Genomic DNA, 22,310 nt, shown 5'->3' with positions numbered 1-22,310 from the left:
GAGTGCCCATGCGCACAGCAACCGTGGCCGCAGCCGTGGTCGCGTTCGCCGCAGTGACCGCCACACCCGCCTCCGCGATCAACACCTACAACGCCACCCCCGCGCCGGAGCGCACCGAGGTCGGCGCGCTGGTCGCCACCTGGGACAACGACGGCGACCCGGCCACGCCGGACCGCGTGGACTGGGTGTGCAGCGGGACGATGGTCGATCGCGACACCTTCCTCACCGCCGCCCACTGCACCACCGACTGGCCGTCGAACGTGAAGTTCTACGTGTCCCTGCTCCAGGACGTGCAGTCCGCCCTGGACGCCGCCCCCGGCACGCCCGCGCAGAAGGCGGCGGCGGTCGGCGTCCCCGGTGTGGCGCACAACGACCCCGCGTACCCGGGCAACTCCGCCGACTCGCACGACATCGCCGTGGTCGAGGTGTCCGCCAGGCAGATGGCGGCGCGCTGGTCGTTCACCCCGGCCACCCTGCCCACGGCGGGCAAGCTCGACGCCCTCGGACCGCAGGGCCTGAACGCCGCCGAGTACTCGGTCGTCGGCTACGGCACCGAGGAAGCCGCCCGCGGCCCCGGCGGCCACACCCACCCGGGCGGCGGCGTGCGCATGAAGGCCCCGCTGGGCTTCAACGCGCTGAATGCCACGTGGTTGCGCCTGTCGATGATCGAGTCCCAGGGCTACGGCGGCGCCTGCTACGGCGACTCGGGCGGCCCGAACTTCGCCACCCTCGACGGCACCCGCACCCTGGTGGCGACCACCATCACCGGCGACGCGCCGTGCTACGCCACCAACGTCGTCTACCGCCTCGACACCCCGTCGGCCCGGTCGTTCCTGAAGCCGTTCGTCACCCTGCCCTGACCCCACCGACCGCCGTCCGGGCCCGCAGCGGACCGGACGGCGGTCGCACTTGCACCCGGTACCCCGGTACAGGGTTACCGTCGGAACATGGACGTGGAAGCACCTTCCTGGACGCCGCTGCCCGCCGACGCCTGCACCCTGCCCACCGCCGAGCAGCCGCTGCGCGAACGCGAGTTCGACGACCTGTTCGCCGCCGCGCTGCGCTCGGTGACCAGGGTCGGCCCGACCACCGTGCGCCTGAGCCTGACCCCCGAACCGCAGGTCGCCGCCCGAGCCGCCGACCTGGCCGTGCGGGAGACGGCGTGTTGTTCGTTCTTCACCTTCGCCCTCGACGTGACCGGTGGCGGGTTGAGCCTCGACATCACGGTTCCCCGGGGCCGACAAGCGGTGTTGGAGGCGTTGGCGGCCAGGGCTGAGGCCGTGTCGTGACCATGCGGAGCGGGCAGTTGGCGCAGGCGGCCGGGGTCAACCCGCAGACGTTGCGGTACTACGAGCGCATCGGGCTGCTCACGCCCGCCGAACGGACGTTGGGCGGGCACCGGCTGTACCCGCCGGAGGCCCTGGTCGCGCTCCGGGTCATCAAGGCCGCGCAGCGGTTGGGGTTCAGCCTCGGGGAGATCGCCGAGTTGCTGGAGCTGCGACGAGGCGGCCTGCGTGGCAAGGCCGCGGCCAAGCTCGCCGAGGTGGAGGCGAAGATCGCCGACCTGACCACCATGAGCAACACCCTGCGCGAAGCCGTGGACGCCGGGTGCGACGACCTGATCGCCTGCGCCCACAGCCCCCGCTGCCCGCTGCCGTTCAACGAACCGGCCGACCCCGCACTACCGTCACCCGGATGACCGTCCTGCGCTCGGTAGTCCTGTTCGTCCTGGCGGCCCTGGCCGAGATCGGGGGCGCGTGGCTGGTCTGGCAGGGACTCCGGGAGCACCGCGGGCTGCTGTGGATCGCCGCGGGCGTGCTGTCGCTGGGCGCGTACGGCTTCGTGGCCACCTTCCAGCCCGACGCCCACTTCGGCCGCATCCTGGCCGCGTACGGCGGCGTGTTCGTCGCCGGCTCGCTGGCGTGGGGCGTACTGGTGGACAAGTTCCACCCGGACCGCTGGGACTACCTCGGCGCGGCCATCCGCCTGGTCGGCGTGGCGGTGATCATGTACGCCCCGCGGACCTAGTCGTCAGTCCCAGGTCCAGCCGATGCCGTACTGGCCCGGCTCGGGGTCCAGCGCCACGAACTGGTAGGTCCGGGTCGGTCCGTCGAACTGCACCCGCCGTTGGACCGGCAGGCCGCTGCGGGGTTGGAAGTAGCCGTGGCAGGCGCGGGGGAGGCGGTCGCCCGCGAAGGTCACGTGGATCGCGATCTCGCGGCCCGGGCGGACGATGGCCAGTTGCGTGTGGCGGGCCGCGTGGTCGGGTGGCAGGCGCAGGCCGAACTCGACGTAGGCCAACTCGCCCGCGTTGAGCGGCTGGTCGAGCAGGAACTCGAACGCGCACGTCGCGGACGGCACGTCGGCCCGGAACCGGCCCGGCCGGCAGCCGACGGCGTGGGTGACCGCGGGCGGGTGCGACATGCTGGAACCCCGGGACACGAACAGGAACCGCGTCGTGCCGTCGTGGTCGGCGCGCACGATCCGGCGCACCCGCATCGACTCCTCGCGCCCGGTCGCGTCCACCCGGTAGGACAGGTACTGCGAGAGCCGGTGCGGGCTGTCCAGGTCGTCGGGGGTCGCGTCCAGCTTGGCCAGCGCGCGGGCCACCGTCTCCGGGCGGCGCATCACCAGGTCGTGGGCGACGCGTGGCCCGGGGCGGGTCGGGCGCGGGCGGGGGACGAGCAGGCCGGTCAACGGTTCGCCGAGGATCTCCTCCAACGCGGCCACGGCCGGCAGCGACGCGGCCCGCGGCCGGCTGTCGCCGTTCTGCCAGTAGCTCAGCGAACTGACGCTGATCGGCGTCCCGCGCTCCCGCAACCGCCGGCTGACCTCGTCCAACGTGAGCCCGCTGCGCCCGATCGCGGCCCGCAACGCCGCCCCGAACCCCGCCGCCCCGAACCCTGCTGTCCCAGCCTCGACGCCCACGGTCTCCTCCCGCGGGGAGCGTAACCGAGCCGTCGCCGTGCGGAACCGGTCAAGCCGGGCCGAGCAGGTCCCACTTGTTCCCGGCGATGTCCCGGAAGACGACGATCCGCCCGTACTCCTCGGTGCGCGGCTCGGTGAGGAACTCCACCCCGGCCGCGACCATCCGCGCGTGGGCGGCCTCGAAGTCGTCCACCCGCAGGAAGAACCCGACCCGCCCGGCGACCTGGTCCCCGACCACCTCGTCCTGCCGCGGGCCATCGGCCCGCGCGAGCAGGATCCCGGTCTCGGCCCCGGGCGGCCGAACCACCACCCACCGCTTGGGCCGGCCGTCGTTGGTCAGGGAGGGCGAGTCGTCCACCAACTCGAACCCGAGGACCTGCGTGAAGAACTCGATGGCGGGGTCGTAGTCGGCCACGACGACGGTGATCAGATCGACTCGCACCCGCGGAGCCTAGTCGGGTAGCTCGTTCGAGTGGCGAAGTAGAGGCGAAAGGCCCGTGTGCCGCTGGTCGCGCTAACGGCGGTCGACTGCGTCCGAATGGACCAGCACAGACGCGCTTCGCGAGCAGGAGGTCGATTCACATGACGCGCAGTCCGTCGGGAAGAACCCGCATGATGTTCGCCGAGGACATCGGCAAGGTGATGGACGAGATCCACAAGCGTGAACTCGCCGCGCCGGACCGGGCGCGGACGCACGCCCAGCTGGGCGTCGGGATCGTGGGCGCCGCGGTCGTCGCGTTCGGGGCCGCGGTCGGCGGGCTGGACCTCTTGGCGGAGCCGCTGTGGTTGCTCATGCTCGGGGTGGTCGCGTTGGTGGTTCTGGGTTTGTCCGTGAGCCTGTTCATCATGGCATCCGCAACCCGCCCGCCGGGGATCGAACACCAACCAGACCTCAGCCAAGAGGAGGAGGTCAACCTGCACCTCGACCGTGCGGCGGAGGAAGCGTGGCGAGTGCGCTGTCGCGCAAATCAAGGGCTGAAGTTGGCCGGGTTCGGTCTCGTGTTGGCGGGCGCGACGACCGCCCTGGCACCCGAGTACGACCGGGAAGCCGCCTTCCAGGTCGTGCTGACCAGGGAAGGCGCGAACGTCCTCACGGACCTCTGCGAAGCCGCGGTCCGAGCGCGGATCACGGTGGTCGCGGACGGCGAAGACGACATGGTCACCGATCCCGCGAAGTTCACGGTCGTGGACCCCGGTTGTGCGGAACGGGAGGTCAGCATGCCGCAGCGGTTGATCTCCGGCTTCCACGCGAAGGAGTAGCACGCCGCACCACCGGGCCGCGTGGAATTGGCATGATGTTCGGACGGTGCCGGTGCAGGGCGTCGGCCCGGACAGTCCTGGGGTGAGCGCGCAAGGGGGAGCTTCGTGACCTATTCGGCCGAGATCAGTCGGGCCAACCCGTCCTGCTTCGTGTTCCTGGTCGACCAGTCGGCGTCGATGAACGACCCGATCGGCGGCGGGGCGCGGCAGCGGAAGGCCGAGGTCGTGGCCGACGCCATCAACCGGTTGCTCGCCGAGTTGAGCGTGAAGTGCGCCAAGGAGGAAGGGGTCCGCGACTACTTCCACGTCGCCGTCCTCGGGTACGGCTACACCGTCGGCTCCGCGTTCACCGGGCCGCTGGCCGGGCGCGACCTCGTGCCGCTCAGCCAGGTCGCCGACCAGCCCGCGCGGGTGGAGAAGCGGGTCAAGAAGGTGCCCGACGGCGCGGGCGGGCTGGTGGAGACCACGACCAGCTTCCCCGTGTGGGTGGACCCGGTCGCCAACGGCGGCACGCCGATGTGCCGCGCGCTGGGCCTGGCCGAGACGCTGGTCGCCGATTGGGTCGCCCGCCACCCCGACTGCTTCCCGCCCATCGTGCTCAACCTGACCGACGGCGAGTCCACCGACGGCGACCCCGCCAGCGCCGCCTGGGCCGTCCAGACCCACGTCACCGCCGACGGCGCGGCACTGCTGTTCAACCTGCACGTCTCGGCCGCGAACGCCGTCCCGGTGACCTTCCCCGACACCGACGTCGCCCTGCCCGACCCCTACGCGCGCACCCTGTTCGGCATGTCGAGCCTGCTGCCGCAGCACATGCGCTTCTACGCGCTCCAGCAAGGCATGCCGGCCGGTGACATGGCCCGCGGGTTCGTCTACAACGCCGACATCACCTCGGTCGTGCAGTTCCTCGACATCGGCACCCGGGCGACGGAACTGCGTTGACCGCGTTCACCCTCCGCGCCCCCAAGCGCGGCAACACCGAGCGCGAGTGCGAGGACGCCGGCCGCGTCACCGGAGCCGGGACCCTGCTCGCGGCGGTGGCGGACGGCGCGTCGGAGAGCCTGCTCGCGGGGGAGTGGGCCGACCTGCTCACGGCCGTGCTCCTCGAACACGCCGGCAAGGACGCGGGAGTGCTCCAAGGCCCCGACCGCTTCGCCGCCGCGCTCGCCGACGCCGGCCGCGCCTGGCAGACCTGGCTGGCCGACTACGTCGCCGCGCGCGAGGCGGACGGCCGCCCGATCGCCTGGTACGAGCAACCCAAGCTCGACCGCGGCCCGCACGCCACCGTCCTGGCCGCCCGGTTCGCCGCCGACCGGTGGGACGCCGCCGCGCTGGGCGACAGCTGCCTGTTCCAGGTCCGCGACGACCGCCTGGAACACGCCTTCCCGCTCGACCGCCCGGAGGACTTCGACAACTCGCCGCCGCTGGTCAACGCGTTCACCCGGGACACCGACCTGCTCGCCCGGCACGTGCGCACGGCCTCGGGCCGCACGCGGCCGGGTGACGCGTTCCTCCTCTGCACGGACGCCGTCGCCGAGTGGTTCCTGCGCGAGACCGGGCGCGGCGGGCGGCCCTGGCGGGTGCTGAAGGGGTTCGCGGCCGACCACGACGGGTTCGCCGACTGGCTGGACCGGGTGCGCGGGGAGGGGTTGATGCGCAATGACGACGTCACCGTCGTTCACGTGGACCCCGGATGACGAGCCGGGCCGCGCGTTCCCGTCCGGCGCCACCTACGTCGACGCGTTGCAGAACACCGACCTGTGCTTCCGCGACACCGACCTGGCCGGCGCGGAGGTCCAGGTGGACGCGCTGGGCCGACCCCGCGTCATCTCCGGCAACTTCGCGGGCGTCTTCTCGCTGACCGTCGCCGACGGCACCCGGTACGCGGTCAAGTGCTTCACCCGCGAGGTGCGCGAGCAGGCCGCCCGCTACCGCGCAATCGGCGAGCACCTGGCGGGCCTGGACGACAACTGGATCGTCGGCTTCGAGTACGTCGACCGGGGCGTGCTCGTGGAGGGCTCCTGGTACCCGGTGCTGCGGATGGAGTGGGTCGAGGGCGTCGGCCTGATCCGGTGGATCGAACGCAACCTGGACGACCCCGCCGCCCTGGCCGGCGTCGCGCGGCGGTTCGCCGACCTGGTGGACGCCCTGCGCGCGGCGGGCGTCGGGCACGGCGACCTCCAGCACGGCAACATCCTGGTCACCGACGACGGCGTGGTGAAGCTGGTCGACTACGACGGCATGTACGTGCCCGCGCTGGCCGGGATGACCGCCACCGAGACCGGGCACCGCAACTACCAGTCGCCCGACCGCACGGCCGCCGACTTCGGCCCCGAGATCGACCGGTTCTCCGCGTGGGTGGTGTACCTGTCGCTGGTGGCGCTGGCGGTCGATCCCGCGCTGTGGCGGCAGTTGCGCGACCAGGACGCCGAACACCTGCTGCTCGCCGAGCCCGACTTCACCGACCCGGCGGGCTCCTTCCCGCTGGCCACCCTGACCGCCCACCCCGACCCCGGCCTGCGCGCGCTGGCCCGGCGGTTCGAGGACGTCCTGCTGCACGAACGCGCCGCCCCGCCGCCGCTGCGACCGCTGGACACCGTCACCACCGGCGCTCCGGCGGGCACCGCCCTGCCGACGTGGATGGCCGAGCGGTTCGAACCGCACATGCCCGCCCCGCTGCCGTTGGTGCGGTTCGCCGAACGGCCGAAGGCGTGGACGCTGGCGTCGTGGTCGCTGATGGCGTTGCTGCCGTTGGGCGTGCCCCTGGGGTTGCTGCCCGAGGCCGTCGCCGCCGTGGACGCCGTCGCCCTGATGTCGTGGACGTCCAAGGCCTACGACCGGACCCCCGAGCGGCGCGGGGCCCTCACCGCACGCGAGGAACGCCGACGCCTGTGGGACGCGCGGGAGCTGGCCGCCCTGCGGGTCGCGCGGCTGGAGGAGGAAGGCCGCCGGCTGGCCGAGCTGGCCGAGAACCTCAAGCGCGAGCAGGACGACAAGCGCCACGGCCTGCAGCAATGGCACAACACCCGGCTGGCCGCGCACCGGCAGGAGGTCAAGAACCGGCTCGACCGGATCGAACGCGACCGCCGGGCCGCCCTGGCGCGGGCGCACGCCGAGGAGCAACGGCTGCTCGCGTTGCGGCAGAAGCAGCACGTGCGGACGGAGTTGGCGAAGGCGACGCTGGTGGCCTCCGCGGTCGAGGGGCTCATCCCGGCGCAGGTGGCCAACCTGCACGCGGTCGGCATCCGGTCCGCCGCGGACTTCGTCGGCCTGCACCACGACCTGGACGGGTCGCGCCCGGTGGCGATGTTCGTGCTGGCCAACGGCAGCCGCGTGCGCGTCGGCGGGGTGGACTCCGCGGCGGCGACCCGGCTCGACCAGTGGCGGGAACGGCTCACGGCGGAAGCCGACCGCGGCCGCCCCACCTCCCTGACCGCCGCCGACCGCCGACCGTTCCGCGACCGCTACGAGTCCGAGAGCGCGGCGCTGGACGACCGGCGCGCCAGGGTCCTGGAGGAGGCGAAGACCGCCGAGCGCGACCTGCTGGAAACCCTGCGCGTCGAGCAGAGCCTGCTGGCCGACGAACGCAAGTCCGCCAACACCGCCCTCGCCCGGACCCGGGCGACCCACGACCGCGAGCTGACCGAAGCCGCCCGGGCACTGGACCGGGCGGACCGGGCCGCCACCGGGGCCTCCGCCCGCGCCGACGCCTTCCGGCCGGTGAACTACCTGCGCTTCCTGCGTTTCACCATCACCGGCCGGGGCTGAGGCGTCACGACGTGACGGGGATGAACGCGTCGGAGGGCATGGCCTTGAAGCCGTCGATCCGGCTGTCCCGCTTGGTGGAGTCCAACCACAGCACGGCGAGGTCGCCGGACCGGAACGTCTCCGGGTCGTAGCTGAACATGCGCGAGTTGAGGACCACCCGGAACTTCTGGCCGGCCGGCACCGCGTCGGTGCTCTGGTCGATCTCGCTGGTGTTCTGGTCGAACAGCATCACCCTGGTCGGCTGGTAGATCCCCTCGTCCAGCGGCGGCGAGGCGCCCAGGCTGACGCCGTAGGCCGCCGAGCCGCCGACGCAGTAGTTCTCGTGTCCCTGCACCGGCATGGTGCACATCGAGGCCGGCGCGCGGACCCGGCCGGCGCTCACGGCGTCCTTGCGGTAGGCCACGAACCAGCCTTCGTTCAGGCCGCCGGTGTACTTGCGGTTGCCCCAGTCCGACTCGGTCCGCCCGGTGACGACGATCGCGCCGGCGCGCAGCGAACTCTCCAGGATGCTGTCCTCGATCTTGAGGGGGTGCGTGGCGAACCACCCGGCCTCGGAGAACTGCGGCGGCCGCGAGGTCGGGGTGGTCGGGGTCGTGGTCACCGCGGTGGTCGCCGTGGTGGACGCCGGGTCCGACGCCGGGCCCTGCGCCGCGGGAGCCGGGGAACCGCAGGCGGAGAGGAGCAGTGCGACGCCGAGGACCGGAAGGACGAGACGGGTCATGCGGCCAACCTTCGAGTGGATCTTGATACGCCGGCTTCCACGCTAGGCCTCGCGCGCGTCCGCTCTGCCGGTCGTTCGACCCACAAACGGGCGTCAGGCGCGGCGGTGGGCCGTCGGGCGGGTGCCGCGGTGGCGTTTGAAGGCCACGCTGAGGGCGTAGGCGTTGGCGTAGCCCACTTTCCGGGCGATGGTGGCCACCGTGTGGTCGGTTTCGCGCAGCAGGTTCGCGGCCAGGGCGATCCGCCACTCCGCGAGGTAGGCCATGGGTGGTTCGCCCACCAGCGTGGTGAAGCGGCGGGCCAGGGCCGCGCGGGACAGTCCCACCTTCCCCGCCAGTTCCGCCACGGTCCACGGGTGCGCCGGGTCGTCGTGCAGCAGGCGCAGCGCGGTGCCCACGACGGGCTCGTCCAGCGCCCGGCACCACGCCGGGGCGTCGGCGTCCGGGTTGGCGAACCAGTGGCGCAGGGCGGTGACCAGCATGAAGTCCAGCAGGCGGTCCAGGACGAGTTGCTGTCCCGGGCGGTCGTGGGCGAGTTCCTCCGCCAGCAGGTCCGCCGGTGGGCCGGCCGGGACCACCAGCACGGCGGGCAGGGCGTGCAGGAGCCGTGCGCTGAGGTCGCTCCGCCGTTCGAACGCCCCGCTGAGCAGCACGGGAGCCCCGTCGACCGGGGTGCCGCACGTTCGGCCCGAGGTCGGCCCGGGGCAGTAGTCGGCGCTGGTCACGACGGTGGACGGCGGCGTCGTGGGCGCGTCGGCGACGGTGTGCGGCACGTCCCCGCGCACCAGCGCGACGACGCCGGGCACGATGGGCACCGGCTCCTGGCCGTCGGGGACGATCCACGCCCGGCCGCGCAGCATCGTGGCCAGGGTCAGCGGCGCGCCGGTGGCCATGCGCAGCGCCCACGGCGGTCGCAGGATCGTCTGCCGGAAGACCGCGCCGCGCGCCCGTACGTCGGCCAACAGTTCCGACACCGCGTCCATGATCCCCACAGTAGACGCTCGGACATCCAGGAGCGCTTCCTGGACATTTTCCGTCTCACCGCCGCCCGGTTGACTGCACCGCATGAGCGAAATCCTCGTCACCGGCGCGACCGGCAAGTCCGGCCGCCGCGTCGTCACCGCCCTGCGCGCCGAAGGCGTCGCGGTGCGCGCGGCGGCTCGCACCGCGGAGCACGTCTTCGACTGGACCGACCCGAGCACGTGGGACCGGGCGTTGGAAGGGGTGCGGGCCGTCTACGTCGTGCAACTGGACGGCACCAAGCTGGTTCGCCCGTTCGTGGCACGGGCGGTGCGGCACGGGGTGCGGCGGCTCGTGCTGGCGTCCGGCCGTGGCATCGACAACCCGTTGTACGCCAAGGACAGCGGCGGTGTGCTCGACGGCCTGGTGGACAGCGAGGCGGCCGTGCGGGAGAGCGGACTGGAGTGGACGATCACCCGACCGGGCTGGTTCGCGCAGAACTTCAGCGAGGGCTTCTTCGCCGACGCCGTCCGCGCGGGCGAGTTGCGGCTGCCCGCCGGCGACGGCGCGGCGAGCTTCGTGGACGCCGAGGACATCGCGGCCGTCGTGGCGGCGGCCCTGACCGAGGACGGCCACGACGGCGAGGTCTACGAACTGTCCGGCCCGGAGGCCCTGACCCTGCACGAAGCCGCCGACACGATCTCCCGCGCCACCGGCCGCACGATCCGCTACGTCCCGCTGACCGTGGACCGGTACGTGGCGGAACTGGTCGCCCAAGGCCTGCCGCCCGCCGACGCGCAGGCCTTCGCCGACGTCATCGAACCCCTGCGCGAAGGCCGCGACGAACACCTCTCCGACGGCGTGCGACGAGCCCTGGGCCGTCCGCCCCGCACCTTCGCGGAGTTCGCCGCCGCGACGACGGCCGCGGGCGGGTGGCCGGCGTAGATCACGTGAACGCGGCGAGGACCACATCGGCCACCTGGTCGGGGTCGAGGTCGTCGGTGTCGACGCGGCGGCCCAGGTCGGCCCGTTCCAGCAGGTCGGCCTGAGCCGCCGCGTGGTCGACGGTGGTGCGGACGGTGGCGGGCGGCTGGCCTCGGACCGGGTCGCCCGGCTGTTCCCAGCCGCCGCCGGCGGCACGTGCGGCGATCCGCGCGGCCAGCCGGTCGCGGCTCGCGTGCAGGCGGAACAGGGTGATCGGGGGCAGGAGTTCGGCGTACGGGACCGGGTCGGACTCCAGGGGACCGGTGAGGACCAGGGTGCTCGCCCCGGCCGCCCGGTAGGTCCGCCACATCGTGGCCACGATGCGCGCCCGGACCAGGTGGTCGAGCGGGCCGTGGAAGCCGATCTGGTCGAGATCGACGTAGGCGGCGGTGCGGCCGGCGCGCAGGAGTCGTCGGTACACGGCGAATCCCACCGTGGACTTGCCGACGCCCGTCGCGCCGCACAGCCACAGCACCTCGCCTTCGACGAGCAAGGCCTCGGCGTGCCGCACCACCCGGTCCGCGACCTCGGACACCGACCCGCCGGCGTCCACGCTCACCGCGACTCCCGGTTCGAGCACGCCGGCTTCGGCCAGCGCCCGCTCGACCACGCCCGCCGGCGCACCCCGTGCCGCCAGTCGGCGGCGGTGCTCCTCGGGGTCCAGCCGCAACCGGCACACCGTGATCGCCGCGTGGGGGACCAGCTCGACGGGCACGCCACGCCCGACGTCCACGACGCCGGACACCACCACGCACCGGGCACCCGTCGCGGCGAAGTTCGCCACCACGGCGTCGAGGTTGCGCGCCTGCATGAGGTGCCTGCCGGGATCGGACGCCGGCTCGGGGTGGCAGATGCCGAGCTGGTCCACGTCCACGTAACCGGCGTCCACACCGGACTCCAGCAGCCGCTGGTACACCGCCCACCCGACGGTGCTCTTGCCGACGCCGGGCGGTCCGCACAGCCACAGCACCGGGATGGCGCGCGCAGGATCGGTCACGTCGCCCGATCCTGCGCGAGCCCGCCGGCCCGTGTCACCCGATTTTGCGTCGGCCGGACCGCCCCCACCGACGCGCGGCGAGGGCGTCGATCCACCGCTCGCAACCTCGGAGATTTCCGGCTGGAAGTTCCGCGAGTTCGGAACTAAGCTCGCCGGTCATGCCGAATCTGCGGATCAGCGAGGCGGCGGCCCTGCTCGGGGTCAGTGACGACACGGTGCGGCGCTGGATCGATCAAGGGCGGCTGTCGGCCGTGCTGGACAACGGGCGCAAGGCGATCGACGGCGCCGAGCTGGCGGCGTTCGCGCAGCAGCTGTCCGAGACCGCCGAGCCCGGCGTCACGGTGGCCGCGTCGGCGCGCAACCGGATGCGCGGCATCGTCACACGGGTGGTCAAGGACGGCGTGATGGCGCAGATCGACATGCAGGCGGGGCCGTTCCGGATCGTGTCGCTGATGAGCCGCGAGTCCGCCGACGAACTCGGCCTGGAGGTCGGCAGCGTCGCCGTCGCCTCGATCAAGTCCACGCACGTCGTCGTCGAGATCCCGGAGGCGTGAGCCCGATGCGCGAGCTGGTCGCGGTGGCGGTGGCCCTGGTGGTGGCGGGGTGCGGCACGCCGGGAGCGTCCGAGACCGGCGGCGTGTCGGGGCGGATCACCGTGTTCGCCGCCGCGTCGCTGACCGAGGCGTTCACCAGGCTGGGCGAGGAGTTCGAGGCGGCGCACCCCGGCGGGGAGGTGACGTTCAGCTTCGCCGGCAGTTCCGCGCTGGCCCAACAGCTCAACCAGGGCGCGCCCGCCGACGTGTTCGCCTCCGCCGCGCCGGCGAACATGAAGCAGGTCACCGACACCGGGACCGTCAAGGCGACACCCGAGACGTTCGCCCGCAACACGCTGCAGATCGTCGTGCCCAAGGGCAACCCCGGAGGGATCACCGGGCTGGCCGACTTCGCCAAGGCGGACCTGAAGATCGCGCTGTGCGCGGAGCAGGTGCCGTGCGGCGCGGCGGCGAAGAAGGTGTTCGAGGCGGCCGGGGTCACCGCCCGGCCCGACACGCTGGAGCAGGACGTGAAGGCCGCGCTGACCAAGGTGTCGCTGGGCGAGGTGGACGCGGCCCTGGTGTACCGGACGGACGTCCGCGCGGCGGGGGCGAGGGTCGAGGGCAGGGACTTCCCCGAGGCGGGCGAGGCCGTCAACGACTACCCGATCGCGCCGCTGGCCAGGGCGTCCAACTCGGTGGGGGCGCGGGCGTTCATCGACTTCGTCCGGTCCGACCGGGGCCGCGCGGTGCTGGCCGAGGCCGGGTTCGCCGCGCCGTGAGGCCGGTCCGCGGGCGGTTGCCGCTGGTGCTGGTGGTGCCGGCGGTGCTGGGGCTGGCGTTCCTGCTGCTGCCGTTGGCCGGACTGCTGGTCCGCGCGCCGTGGAGCACCCTCCCCAGCCGGTTGGTCGGTGCCGGGGTCGGGGACGCGCTGCGGCTGTCGCTGGTGTGCGCGAGCCTGGCGACGGTGGTGTGCCTGGTGCTGGGCGTGCCGCTGGCGTGGCTGCTCGCGCGCGCCGACATCCCGGGACGCGGTGTCCTGCGGGCGCTGGTGACCGTGCCGCTGGTGTTGCCGCCGGTGGTCGGCGGGGTGGCGTTGCTGCTGGTGCTGGGGCGGCGCGGGCTCGTCGGGCAGTACCTGGACGCGTGGTTCGGGATCTCGCTGCCGTTCACCACCGCCGGGGTCGTGCTGGCGGAGGCGTTCGTGGCGATGCCGTTCCTGGTGGTGTCGGTGGAGGGCGCGCTGCGGGCGGCCGACCCCCGGTACGAGGAGGCGGCGGCGACGTTGGGCGCGTCCCGGTGGCTGACGTTCCGGCGGGTGACGCTGCCGTCGGTGCTGCCCGGTCTCGTGGCGGGGACGGTGCTGTGCTGGGCGCGGGCGCTGGGGGAGTTCGGGGCGACCATCACGTTCGCGGGCAACTTCCCCGGTGAGACGACCACGATGCCGCTGGCGGTGTACCTGGCGCTGGAGACCGACCCGGACGCGGCGATCGTGCTCAGCGTCGTGCTGCTGGTGGTGTCCGTGGGGGTGCTGGCCGGGCTGCGGGACCGGTGGATCAGGGGTGCGACGTGACGCTGGAGGCCGCGATCCGGGTGCGCCGGGAGGGGTTCGACCTGGACCTGGACCTCGCCGTCGCGCCCGGCGAGGTCGTCGCCCTGCTCGGCCCCAACGGCGCGGGCAAGACGACGGCGCTGCGCGCGTTGGCCGGCCTGGTGCCCGGTGCCCGCGTGCGCGTCGGCGAGTCCACGTGGGACGGTCTCCCGGTGGAGCGGCGGCCGATCGGTGTGGTGTTCCAGGACTACCTGCTGTTCGCGCACATGACCGCGCTGGACAACGTCGCCTTCGGCCTGCGCGCCCGCGGCACGGCGAAACCCGCCGCCGACGCGACCGCCCGGGAGTGGCTGGACAAGGTCGGCCTGGCCGGGTTCGAACGCGCCAAGCCGCGCACCCTCTCCGGTGGGCAGGCCCAACGCGTGGCGCTGGCCCGCGCCCTGGCGACCTCGCCGTCGTTGCTGCTGCTCGACGAGCCGCTGGCCGCGCTGGACGCGAGCACCCGCCTGCGCGTGCGCGCCGACCTGGGCCGGCACCTGCGCGACTACCCCGGCCACACCCTGCTGGTCACCCACGACCCGTTGGACGCGATGGTGCTGGCCGACCGGATCGTCATCCTGGAGGGCGGTCGGGTGGTGCAACAGGGGACACCGGCGGAGGTCGTCCGCCGGCCGCGCACCGACTACGTGGCGAACCTGGTCGGCCTGAACCTGTACCGCGGCAGGGCGAACGGCACCGATGTGTCCCTTGTGGACGGTGGACGGCTGACCGTGGCCGAACCGGCGACCGGGGACGTGCACGTGGTGTTCCCGCCGACCGCGGTGGGCCTGTACCCGGAGAAACCGGCGGGCAGCCCGCGCAACACCTGGCCGGTCACGGTCACCGGCATCGAACACCACGCCCACACCACCCGCGTCCACCTGGACGGCACACCCCCGGTGTTCGCCGACGTCACCACCGCCACGGTGGCGGACCTGCGCGTGGAACCCGGCGACCCGCTGTGGGCGGTCCTGAAGGCGACCGAGGTCCACACCTACCCGAGCTGACGTGATCCGGGTCACGGCGTGTCACGTCCGCCGGTGCCCGCGGTGTCCTCTGGTCGAACGCCCGGGAACCGAGGAGGCAGCGATGGGCATCGATGTGGTCGTGGTCGGTGGCGGGTACGCGGGGGTCATGGCGGCCAACCGGTTGACCCGGCGGGACGACGTCTCGGTGACGCTGGTCAACCCCCGACCGACCTTCGTCGAACGCATCCGGCTGCACCAGTTCGTGGCCGGCTCGCACCCGGCCGTGGTCGACTACCGCGAGGTGCTGGCCCCGCGCGTCCGGCTGGTCGTGGACACCGCCACCGCCATCGACCGGGCCGCCCGCGGCGTCACCCTGGCCGGTGGCGGGTCGCTGGGCTACGACCACCTGGTCTACGCGGTGGGCAGTGCCGCCGCCGCGCCGCGCGTGCCGGGGGCCGCCGAGTTCGCCCACCCGCTGGGCGGCCTGGAGGACGCGCTGCGGCTCAAGCCGGTGCTCGACGCCGCGCCCGCCGACGCCGGGGTGACCGTCGTCGGCGCGGGGCCGTCCGGGATCGAGGTGGCCGCCGAACTCGCGGAGCGGGGCCGGCGGGTGACCCTGGTGTGCGGCGGGGCGCTCGGGCCGTACCTGCACCCGAACGGGCGGCGGGTCGTGGCCCGGCGGCTGGCCGCGCTCGGCGTCACCACCATCGAGGACGAGCGGGTCACCGAGGTGTCGGCGGACGGCGTGCGGCTCGCCGACGGCCGGGAGGTCGCCGGCGGCGTCACCATCTGGACCGCCGGGTTCGGCGTGCCGGACCTGGCCGCGCGCAGCGGCCTGCGCACCGACGCCGACGGCCGCCTGCTCACCGACGAGACCCTGACCAGCGTGGACGACGAGCGGATCGTCGCGGCCGGCGACGCGGCGGCGCCCTCGGGCCTGCCCTACCGGATGAGCTGCCAGGCCGCGGTCCAGCTCGGCCCGCAGGCCGCGGAGACCGTGCTGCGCCGGATCGCCGGCGAACGGCCCGCCGCCGTCGAGGTCGGGTTCGCCGGGCTGTGCGTGAGCCTCGGGCGGCGCGGCGGGATCTTCCAATTCGCCGCCAGGGACGACCACGCGACCAGGCGCCACCTCGCCGGCCGCTTCGGCGCGCTGCTCAAGGAGTTCGTGTGCAAGGGCACGGTCAAGCAGTTGGCCCGCGAGGCGCGCAAGCCCGGCGCGCACAACGCGTGGCTGAAGGACACCACGCGGCACGAGCGGCTGCGGGCCGAGGCGCTGGAGGTCCGGTGACGGTCATGAGCGAGGATCACGTCCATGATCGGGAGCCCGCGGACATGAGCGACCACACCGAAGCCTTCGTCACCTACCGCAACCTGCTCTTCACCGTGGCCTACGAGATGCTCGGGTCCGCGGCGGACGCGGAGGACGTGTTGCAGGAGACGTGGCTGCGGTGGGTCGAGGTGGCCCTGGACCAGGTGCGCGACCCGCGCGCCTACCTGGTCCGCACCACCACCCGGCAGGCGCTCAACCGGCTGCGCTCGCTCAAGCGCCGCAAGGAGGACTACGTCGGCCCGTGGCTGCCCGAGCCGTTGCTGACCACGCCGGACGTGGCGGAGGACGTGGCGCTCGCGGAGAGCGTGTCGATGGCGATGATGCTCGTCCTGGAGACGTTGTCGCCGACCGAACGCGCGGTGTTCGTGCTGCACGAGGCGTTCGGGCTGGGCTACGACGAGATCGCCGAGGCCGTCGGCAAGTCCCGCGACACCGTCCGCCAGATCGCCCATCGGGCCCGCAAGCACGTGGACGCCCGCCGGCCGCGCAAGGCCGTCGCGCCCAGCGAGGTGCGGGCGGTGCTGGCGTCGTTCCGGCAGGCCCTGGAGACCCGGGACTTCCGGGGACTGGTGAACGTGCTCGCGCCGGACGTGGTGCTGATCAGCGACGGTGGCGGCGTGAAGCAGGCGGCGGTGCGCCCGATCGTCGGCGCGGAGAAGTTCGCGCGGTACGTGCTGGGCGGTCTGGAGAGGTTCGGGGCGGACCTGGTCGCCGAGCCGACCACGCTCAACGGCGGTCCGGCCCTGCTCATGCGGGTCGACGGCGAGCTGGACGGCATCCTGGCCTGCCACGTCGCCGACGGCCGGATCACGGGCCTGTACTTCGTGCGCAACCCGGAGAAGCTCACGCGGGTCGCCGAGGAGACGGTGTTGACGCTGGGCTGAGGCACCGCGGCGCGTACGTCGCGCCGAGGTGTCGCGGCGGACGAGCACTTCGCCGGCGGGCAAGGACTGCTTCCTGACCGCGATGCCGGCGCTGATGGGACAAGCCGATCAGGATTCGAGAAGCGGCGGCTGAAGGGTCGCACCTAGCGTCGTGCCCATGACCGCACACTTCCCCGTCGCGGAGGTGCACCGCTGATGTGCCTCTACCGCTTCTCCGGCGCAGCCGCCGCCATCGCCCGGGACGAACCCGCCGACACCCCACCCGACACCCCCGAGCGGGCCGACGCGCGCGAGACGGAAGAGCCGGAGCCCGCGGGCTTGTCCGACGTCGGCGTCAAGGCCTAGCGTCGGCGTCCACGTCGGAGGGTCGAGCCGGGCGGCGGCGCGGCGGGCGGGGCTGCGCGGTGACGGGTACTTCCCCGGCGGTGTGCTGACGCTCGACGAACGGGCGGCCCAGTGGGCGCTCGTCCGCTCCACGGCCGAGGCCGCCGGGCGTGACCCGGAGGCGTTGGAGTGAGCGCCACGAGCGCCGACCCGGGGGAGCAGCGGGACCAGTTGTCGGCCTTCGCCGACCGGTTCGCGCTCCGGGTGCCGCCCGGCCCCGGTGCTAGCTCAGCGTGATTGCGCTGAACGGGCTAGTGCTTTACGTCGATCCAACAGGCATCGTTCTGCGCTGATCGCATTGACGTGGCGGCGGACTGTCGCCTGTGCACGGGGGGCTTCAACCAAGTGGTGTCTGTGTTTGGCGTGCGCGGAATCAGACGGGTGGCCGCGTTCGCGGCTTTGGTGGTCGGGTTCGGGGTGGTGCAGCCGGTTGTCGCGGTGGCGGCGCCCGAGCCGGCGCCGGTGGTGGACGAGGCGCCGGACGAGGTCCGCGCGCAGGCGTTGGCCAAGCAGCTCGGGCGGTCGGTGCGGATCACCGGCCGGACGACCGAGACCGACGAGGTGTGGGCCACGCCGGACGGGTCGTTCACCTGGCGGCAGCACCAGCGGCCGGTCCGGGTCCGGCGCGACGGCGGGTGGACCGCCGTGGACACCACGCTGGTCAAGCGCGCCGACGGCAGCATCGCGCCCAAGACGACGATGGTGGACCTCGCCTTCTCCGGCGGCGGGCGCGGCACGCCCCTGGCCAAGATGGCGCACGGGGGTTCGGAGATCGGCCTGAGCTGGGCCGCCGACCTGCCCGAGCCGGTGCTGGACGGCCCCAGCGCGACCTACCCGGAGGTGCTCCCGGGCGTGGACCTGAAGGTCACGGCGGACGTGATCGGGTTCTCCGAGGTCCTGGTGGTCAAGACGCCGGAAGCCGCGCGCAACCCGCAGTTGCGCAAGGTGACGTTCGGCTCCCACACCAAGAACGCCAAGGTCCGCACGGCGGCCAAGAAGACGGCGTCCGACCCCGGCCTGGAGGTCGTGGACGCGGCCGGCTCGGTGCGGTTCACCGGTGACGCCACGCGGATGTGGGACTCCAGCGGCGACGGCGAGGTCGGCAGGCGCACCGCGGTGATGACCGCCGAGGTGACCCCCGAGAGCGTCAGCATCATCCCGGACCAGGAGTTCCTGCAGCACAAGGACACCAAGTACCCGGTCTTCCTCGACCCGGACTACTCCTGCGGCAACTGCGGCAAGGCGCACCACGTCGTCGTGCAGTCCGGCTACCCGACCGCGAAGAACTTCGACGCCTGGCAGGGCGACCTGGGCGACCTCAAGGCCGGCTACCAGAACACCGACTCCTCCGGCGTCTCGCGCTCCTACGTGCAGATGAACACCAACCCGGTGCGGTGGAAGAACATCCACTGGGCGACCCTCAACACCACCCTCAACTACTCGTGGTGGGGTTCGGGCAGCGCCAAGCCGACCGAGGTGTACCTCTCCGGCTGGATCGACGGCAACACCACCTGGAACACCCAGCCCGGCGCGGGCACGTTCCAGTCCTCCAGCAACGTCACCAACCAGTCCAAGGCCCCGAACGTCTCGATGCAGTTCGACGTGACCGGCGCGGTGCGCACGGCCGCGGCCAACGGCTGGGACCTCACCACGTTCCTGCTCAAGGGCGAGCAGGAGGGCAACACCTACTCGTGGCGGCGCTTCGGGCTCAACCCGTACCTGGAGACCCACTACAACTCCACGCCGAACGACCCGTGGAGCCACTCGATGCAGAACGGCACCCTGCCGTGCGTCAAGGGTGAGAACCGGCCGTGGGTCGCGACCCGGACGCCGCAGTTGCAGGCGTGGGTGTCCGACCCGGACGGTGGCGGCCTGGAGGTCATGATCGCCACCAGCGGCGGGCCGTACGGCGCGGACGTGCCCGGCACGTACTACGACAACGCCACCTCCCGGCCCTACATCGGCACGCCGGGCGCGAACCAGGGCGCGTTGGCCCAGGTGGCCGTGCCCAGCGGGTGGATCGGCTCCGACGGCGTCTACAAGTGGGCGATGAAGGTCTACGACGGCGAGGCCTGGTCGCCGCGCTGGGACTGGGACTGCGAGTTCTTCGTGGACGCCACCCCGCCGCTCGCGCCGGTCACCAAGCCGACCAACACCCCGGTCAACCAGGGTGACATCGCGACCTTCGACATCAGCGTCGACATGGCGACGGCGAACCTCTACGACATCGACCGGTTCGTCTACACCCTCGACGGCAGCGAGCCGTCCACCCAGGGCTCCCCGTCGGTGCCGGCCACCCGCAAGGACGAGGGCGGCAAGATCACCGCGACCGCCCAGCTGTCCACCACGGCCCGCAACGCCAACCAGAACCTGCTCAAGGTCCGCGCGGTGAACAAGGCCGGCACGCCCGGCCCCAGCGCTTCCTGCGTCGCGCCGCTGACCACCGTGGGCACCGCGCCCAACACCGCGTGCGCCTACGTGGTGCAGCCGCTGACCTCGGCCAAGTTCCTCAAGGGCGCGTGGGCGCTGGACGACCAGGGCGGCCCGACGGCGGCCGACAGCGTCGCCACCCTCAACCCCGGCCAGACCGCGCACCCGGCCACGCTGGGCGGCGGCGCCGGCTGGAACGTCGGCTACAACCGCGGCAACTCCTGGACCCAGGCCGACGCGTTCGGCGCCAAGGACGGCGTGAAGGGCGGCCTGCAGGTGGCCACCGACGGCTACGCGGCCACCGCGCAGCCGGTCGTGGACACCACGCAGTCGTTCAGCGTCTCCGCGTGGGCCATGCTGAACCGGAACGACAGCTACTACACCGTCGCCTCGCAGGACGCCGGCACGGTCAGCGGCTTCTACCTCCAGTACTCCAACGACCTCGGCAAGTGGTCGTTCTCGACCACCAACAGCGACGCGATCAGCGACAACCCCAACCGCGCCAGCTCCGCCGACGGCGCGGCCGTGCCCGCGCTCGGCGTGTGGACCCACCTGGTGGGCACCTACGACGCCCCGGCCAAGCAGCTCTCGCTGTACGTGGACGGCAAGCTCGCCGGCACCAAGGTGATGGCCAACCCGCTGTTCCCGGCGACCGGTCCGTTCGTGATCGGCGCCGCGAAGTGGTCGGGCAACCGGGTGGACTTCTTCCCGGGCAAGATCGACGACGTCCAGGCGTGGCAGCGGGTGCTGTCGGCGCAGGACGTGCGCGACCTGGCGGGGGTCTCGACCTCGCGCGCCGGGCTGGGCCTCGCCGAGGGCGCGACGGAGAAGCTGGCCACCGGCGCGACCGGTGACGAGTACTCCGGCAACTACGTGCCCGCGCCGGTGAAGTCGTTGCAGGGCTACTGGAAGTTCGACGAGGGCACGGGCACCACGGCCGCCGACTCCAGCAACAACGGCGCCGGCTACGACAACAACCTGATCACCACCGGCGCGTCCTGGGTGCCCGGCAAGTCCGGCAGCGCCCTGCAGTACAGCGGCACGTCGGGCAGCTCCAGCCGCTCCGCCGGTCCGGCGGTGAACACCTCCCAGTCGTTCACCGTGTCCGCGTGGGTCAAGGCGGACGACCTGAACGGCTACTACGGCGTGGTCGGCCAGTCCGGGACCAACGTGCCCGGCTTCGCGATCCGGTACTCGGCCGACGTGAAGACGTGGATCTTCGGCCTCAACCCCGAGGACCGCGGGGGCGCCGAGACCCAGTGGGCCTTCTCGCCGAACGTGCCCGCGACCACCAACTGGACGCTGGTCACCGGCGTCTACAACAACGAGTCCAAGCGCATCCAGCTCTACCTCGACGGCCGGCTGGTCTCCGCGCGGACCTTCACCGGCACGCCGTGGAACGCGTCCGGCAAGGTCACCGTGGGCTCGTACGACTTCCCCGTGCCGGTCCACTTCTTCAAGGGCGCCATCGACTCGGTGCAGCTGTGGCAGCAGGCGCTGACCGCGAGCCAGGTCGCCGCGCTGGCGGGCCTGCCGTACGTGGACTCGGCGTGGCACGTCAACGGCCACTGGTCGGCCACCGCGGCCGGTGCCGTGTCCCTGGCGACCGACGGCGACGCGGCGTACGCGAAGTTCGTCCCGAACACCGGCACCGGGCTGACCCTGCCCAAGGCGCAGGACTTCCGCACCGACCGGTCCTACTCGGTGTCGGCGTGGGTCCGGCACGACTCAGCCACCACCGACACCAGGGCGGCGGTCAGCGTGGGCGACACCACCAACGGCGCGTTCATGCTCGGCTACCGCAAGGACAGCATGCCCGAGGGCCGCTGGTCGCTGGCCATGCCGTGCCACCGGGACCAGGCGAACTGCCTGCTCTACGCGTGGAGCGACGCCAAGGCCGAGAGCGGCAAGTGGACGCACCTGGCGATGACCTACGACCGGGCCACCGGCGCGGCTTGCTTGTACGTCAACGGCCAGAAGCAGTCCCAGTGCATCACCAACGCGCCGGTCTACGACGGCAACGGGTCGCTGACCGTGGGCAACTACAAGTGGGGCGGCAACGTGGTGGACCTGTGGCACGGCGGCGTCGCCGGCGTGCGGGTGCACAGCGGCGTGCGGACGTCCGCGCAGATCCAGGACGACCGCACCGCCGACGACCCGGGCGCCCTGTTCGGCTCCGTCCACTGACCCCGCCGCGACCACACCACAGGTGAAGCACATGAGACGCAGCACCGTTGTGACCTCTGTCGTGACGGCGGCCCTGATGCTGGCGGCCACCGTCACCGCGAGCGCCGCCCCGGCCAAGAAGGGCTGGCACGGCCTGGGCTGGGACCTGCCCGCCGTGCAGCAGACCGAATCCGTGCCCGGGACGGCCGACCAGCCGCGCCCGGCGCCGGAGAGCGAGACCCGCACGCCCGCGCCGACCCCGGACGTGCGGCTGCCCGAGACCGGCAAGGTCGAGGTGGACCTCGCGCCCGCGGGCGCGGGCACCCGCACCGCCGCCGTGGCCGCCGGGGAATCCGGGCTGGCGCTGGGCCGCGGCCAGGGCCGGGCGGGACGCGCGCCGGACGGCCG

Annotated in this window: 23 protein-coding genes and 1 pseudogene; 19 read left to right on the top strand and 5 right to left on the bottom strand. The window is 73.0% G+C overall.

Translation table 11 applies throughout. The features are described 5' to 3' along the window. The first annotated feature begins 8 nt into the window (after positions 1 to 8). The 4 genes from AB0A74_RS35855 to AB0A74_RS35840 all read left to right on the top strand — a co-directional run bounded on the left by AB0A74_RS35855 (position 9) and on the right by AB0A74_RS35840 (position 2,028). Positions 9 to 860, top strand: a complete 852-nt coding sequence (locus AB0A74_RS35855; protein WP_358256655.1) for a trypsin-like serine protease — start codon at positions 9 to 11, stop codon at positions 858 to 860. A gap of 87 nt (positions 861 to 947) precedes the next feature. Continuing rightward, positions 948 to 1,289: a hypothetical protein gene (locus tag AB0A74_RS35850; RefSeq protein WP_358256653.1), complete on the top strand. Its 342-nt coding sequence runs from the start codon at positions 948 to 950 to the stop codon at positions 1,287 to 1,289. 2 nt (positions 1,290 to 1,291) lie between these two features. Then, a complete protein-coding gene (locus AB0A74_RS35845) occupies positions 1,292 to 1,699 on the top strand; it encodes a heavy metal-responsive transcriptional regulator (protein ID WP_358256670.1) in 408 nt (135 codons plus the stop codon). Further along, complete coding sequence (locus AB0A74_RS35840; RefSeq protein ID WP_358256652.1) at positions 1,696 to 2,028, top strand: YnfA family protein; 333 nt, start codon at positions 1,696 to 1,698, stop codon at positions 2,026 to 2,028. Before AB0A74_RS35845 ends, AB0A74_RS35840 begins: the two co-directional genes overlap by 4 nt. A 3-nt stretch (positions 2,029 to 2,031) precedes the next feature. On the opposite strand, the gene AB0A74_RS35835 is transcribed toward AB0A74_RS35840, so the two are convergent. Together AB0A74_RS35835 and AB0A74_RS35830 are read right to left on the bottom strand one after the other, a co-directional pair. Beyond that, positions 2,032 to 2,928 carry a helix-turn-helix transcriptional regulator gene (locus tag AB0A74_RS35835; RefSeq protein WP_358256650.1) on the bottom strand — a complete coding sequence of 299 codons (897 nt, stop codon included), beginning with the start codon at positions 2,926 to 2,928 and terminating at the stop codon, positions 2,032 to 2,034. 49 nt (positions 2,929 to 2,977) lie between these two features. Then, complete coding sequence (locus AB0A74_RS35830; RefSeq protein WP_358256648.1) at positions 2,978 to 3,370, bottom strand: VOC family protein; 393 nt, start codon at positions 3,368 to 3,370, stop codon at positions 2,978 to 2,980. 140 nt (positions 3,371 to 3,510) lie between these two features. On the opposite strand from AB0A74_RS35830, the gene AB0A74_RS35825 reads away from it, so the two are divergent. From AB0A74_RS35825 to AB0A74_RS35810, 4 genes are all read left to right on the top strand, one after another. Continuing rightward, positions 3,511 to 4,188, top strand: a complete 678-nt coding sequence (locus AB0A74_RS35825) for a hypothetical protein (RefSeq protein ID WP_358256647.1) — start codon at positions 3,511 to 3,513, stop codon at positions 4,186 to 4,188. Between the two features lie 105 nt (positions 4,189 to 4,293). Continuing rightward, positions 4,294 to 5,130, top strand: a complete 837-nt coding sequence (locus AB0A74_RS35820; protein WP_358256645.1) for a vWA domain-containing protein — start codon at positions 4,294 to 4,296, stop codon at positions 5,128 to 5,130. Next, on the top strand, positions 5,127 to 5,885 hold the full coding sequence (locus AB0A74_RS35815; protein ID WP_358256643.1) for a protein phosphatase 2C domain-containing protein: 759 nt from the start codon (positions 5,127 to 5,129) through the stop codon (positions 5,883 to 5,885). The genes AB0A74_RS35820 and AB0A74_RS35815 overlap by 4 nt, the downstream gene beginning before the upstream one ends. After that, complete coding sequence (locus AB0A74_RS35810; RefSeq protein WP_358256641.1) at positions 5,848 to 7,956, top strand: hypothetical protein; 2,109 nt, start codon at positions 5,848 to 5,850, stop codon at positions 7,954 to 7,956. The genes AB0A74_RS35815 and AB0A74_RS35810 overlap by 38 nt, the downstream gene beginning before the upstream one ends. Positions 7,957 to 7,960: 4 nt before the next feature. Here the strand turns inward: AB0A74_RS35810 and AB0A74_RS35805 are convergent, their stop codons facing one another. Together AB0A74_RS35805 and AB0A74_RS35800 are read right to left on the bottom strand one after the other, a co-directional pair. Next, positions 7,961 to 8,677, bottom strand: a complete 717-nt coding sequence (locus AB0A74_RS35805) for a hypothetical protein (protein WP_358256639.1) — start codon at positions 8,675 to 8,677, stop codon at positions 7,961 to 7,963. 93 nt (positions 8,678 to 8,770) lie between these two features. Then, positions 8,771 to 9,658 carry an AraC family transcriptional regulator gene (locus AB0A74_RS35800; RefSeq protein WP_358256638.1) on the bottom strand — a complete coding sequence of 296 codons (888 nt, stop codon included), beginning with the start codon at positions 9,656 to 9,658 and terminating at the stop codon, positions 8,771 to 8,773. Between the two features lie 82 nt (positions 9,659 to 9,740). On the opposite strand from AB0A74_RS35800, the gene AB0A74_RS35795 reads away from it, so the two are divergent. Then, positions 9,741 to 10,580, top strand: a complete 840-nt coding sequence (locus AB0A74_RS35795; RefSeq protein WP_358256636.1) for an NAD(P)H-binding protein — start codon at positions 9,741 to 9,743, stop codon at positions 10,578 to 10,580. A gap of 1 nt (position 10,581) precedes the next feature. Here the strand turns inward: AB0A74_RS35795 and AB0A74_RS35790 are convergent, their stop codons facing one another. Further along, entirely contained in the window at positions 10,582 to 11,616 is a 1,035-nt protein-coding gene (locus AB0A74_RS35790) for an AAA family ATPase (RefSeq protein WP_358256634.1), read from the bottom strand. Between the two features lie 158 nt (positions 11,617 to 11,774). Between AB0A74_RS35790 and AB0A74_RS35785 the strand changes: the two genes are divergently transcribed. From AB0A74_RS35785 to AB0A74_RS35740, 10 genes and pseudogenes are all read left to right on the top strand, one after another. Then, positions 11,775 to 12,170, top strand: a complete 396-nt coding sequence (locus AB0A74_RS35785; protein WP_358256632.1) for a TOBE domain-containing protein — start codon at positions 11,775 to 11,777, stop codon at positions 12,168 to 12,170. 5 nt (positions 12,171 to 12,175) lie between these two features. Beyond that, positions 12,176 to 12,931: a molybdate ABC transporter substrate-binding protein gene (modA, locus tag AB0A74_RS35780; RefSeq protein WP_358256630.1), complete on the top strand. Its 756-nt coding sequence runs from the start codon at positions 12,176 to 12,178 to the stop codon at positions 12,929 to 12,931. Beyond that, the gene (modB, locus tag AB0A74_RS35775) at positions 12,928 to 13,722 is read left to right on the top strand and encodes a molybdate ABC transporter permease subunit (RefSeq protein ID WP_358256628.1); all 795 of its coding nucleotides are present in this window, start codon (positions 12,928 to 12,930) and stop codon (positions 13,720 to 13,722) included. Before modA ends, modB begins: the two co-directional genes overlap by 4 nt. Continuing rightward, positions 13,719 to 14,747, top strand: a complete 1,029-nt coding sequence (locus AB0A74_RS35770; protein WP_358256627.1) for an ABC transporter ATP-binding protein — start codon at positions 13,719 to 13,721, stop codon at positions 14,745 to 14,747. The genes modB and AB0A74_RS35770 overlap by 4 nt, the downstream gene beginning before the upstream one ends. An 82-nt stretch (positions 14,748 to 14,829) precedes the next feature. Further along, positions 14,830 to 15,996 carry an FAD-dependent oxidoreductase gene (locus AB0A74_RS35765; RefSeq protein WP_358256626.1) on the top strand — a complete coding sequence of 389 codons (1,167 nt, stop codon included), beginning with the start codon at positions 14,830 to 14,832 and terminating at the stop codon, positions 15,994 to 15,996. Positions 15,997 to 16,001: 5 nt separating this feature from the next. After that, positions 16,002 to 16,922 (top strand): RNA polymerase sigma-70 factor, encoded by a 921-nt coding sequence (locus AB0A74_RS35760; RefSeq protein WP_358256625.1) that lies wholly within the window; start codon positions 16,002 to 16,004, stop codon positions 16,920 to 16,922. A 195-nt stretch (positions 16,923 to 17,117) separates the two neighbouring features. Continuing rightward, complete coding sequence (locus tag AB0A74_RS35755) at positions 17,118 to 17,267, top strand: hypothetical protein (RefSeq protein ID WP_358256623.1); 150 nt, start codon at positions 17,118 to 17,120, stop codon at positions 17,265 to 17,267. A 25-nt stretch (positions 17,268 to 17,292) separates the two neighbouring features. After that, a pseudogene (locus tag AB0A74_RS35750) lies at positions 17,293 to 17,439 on the top strand (LLM class F420-dependent oxidoreductase); the annotation flags it as partial. Between the two features lie 230 nt (positions 17,440 to 17,669). Continuing rightward, positions 17,670 to 21,923 (top strand): LamG-like jellyroll fold domain-containing protein, encoded by a 4,254-nt coding sequence (locus AB0A74_RS35745; RefSeq protein ID WP_358256621.1) that lies wholly within the window; start codon positions 17,670 to 17,672, stop codon positions 21,921 to 21,923. 31 nt (positions 21,924 to 21,954) lie between these two features. Continuing rightward, the coding region (locus AB0A74_RS35740) for a hypothetical protein (protein ID WP_358256619.1) at positions 21,955 to 22,310 on the top strand (356 nt) is incomplete at its 3' end.

Origin of the sequence: Saccharothrix sp. NPDC042600 (genome assembly GCF_040647305.1) — a bacterium.
Taxonomy (GTDB): domain Bacteria; phylum Actinomycetota; class Actinomycetes; order Mycobacteriales; family Pseudonocardiaceae; genus Actinosynnema; species Actinosynnema mutabilis.
Note: the sequence above shows the minus strand (reverse complement) of the source record. Positions and strands in the feature narration are given on the sequence as shown.

Excerpts from the sequence above, each read along its gene's own strand:
- AB0A74_RS35855 (WP_358256655.1), top strand. The coding sequence starts at position 9 with ATGCGCACAGCAACCGTGGCCGCAGCCGTGGTCGCGTTCGCCGCAGTG.
- AB0A74_RS35850 (WP_358256653.1), top strand. The coding sequence starts at position 948 with ATGGACGTGGAAGCACCTTCCTGGACGCCGCTGCCCGCCGACGCCTGC.
- AB0A74_RS35845 (WP_358256670.1), top strand. The coding sequence starts at position 1,292 with ATGCGGAGCGGGCAGTTGGCGCAGGCGGCCGGGGTCAACCCGCAGACG.
- AB0A74_RS35840 (WP_358256652.1), top strand. The coding sequence starts at position 1,696 with ATGACCGTCCTGCGCTCGGTAGTCCTGTTCGTCCTGGCGGCCCTGGCC.
- AB0A74_RS35825 (WP_358256647.1), top strand. The coding sequence starts at position 3,511 with ATGACGCGCAGTCCGTCGGGAAGAACCCGCATGATGTTCGCCGAGGAC.
- AB0A74_RS35810 (WP_358256641.1), top strand. The coding sequence starts at position 5,848 with ATGACGACGTCACCGTCGTTCACGTGGACCCCGGATGACGAGCCGGGC.
- AB0A74_RS35805 (WP_358256639.1), bottom strand. The coding sequence starts at position 8,677 with ATGACCCGTCTCGTCCTTCCGGTCCTCGGCGTCGCACTGCTCCTCTCC.
- AB0A74_RS35800 (WP_358256638.1), bottom strand. The coding sequence starts at position 9,658 with ATGGACGCGGTGTCGGAACTGTTGGCCGACGTACGGGCGCGCGGCGCG.
- AB0A74_RS35795 (WP_358256636.1), top strand. The coding sequence starts at position 9,741 with ATGAGCGAAATCCTCGTCACCGGCGCGACCGGCAAGTCCGGCCGCCGC.
- AB0A74_RS35785 (WP_358256632.1), top strand. The coding sequence starts at position 11,775 with ATGCCGAATCTGCGGATCAGCGAGGCGGCGGCCCTGCTCGGGGTCAGT.
- modA (WP_358256630.1), top strand. The coding sequence starts at position 12,176 with ATGCGCGAGCTGGTCGCGGTGGCGGTGGCCCTGGTGGTGGCGGGGTGC.
- AB0A74_RS35765 (WP_358256626.1), top strand. The coding sequence starts at position 14,830 with ATGGGCATCGATGTGGTCGTGGTCGGTGGCGGGTACGCGGGGGTCATG.
- AB0A74_RS35760 (WP_358256625.1), top strand. The coding sequence starts at position 16,002 with ATGAGCGAGGATCACGTCCATGATCGGGAGCCCGCGGACATGAGCGAC.
- AB0A74_RS35755 (WP_358256623.1), top strand. The coding sequence starts at position 17,118 with ATGTGCCTCTACCGCTTCTCCGGCGCAGCCGCCGCCATCGCCCGGGAC.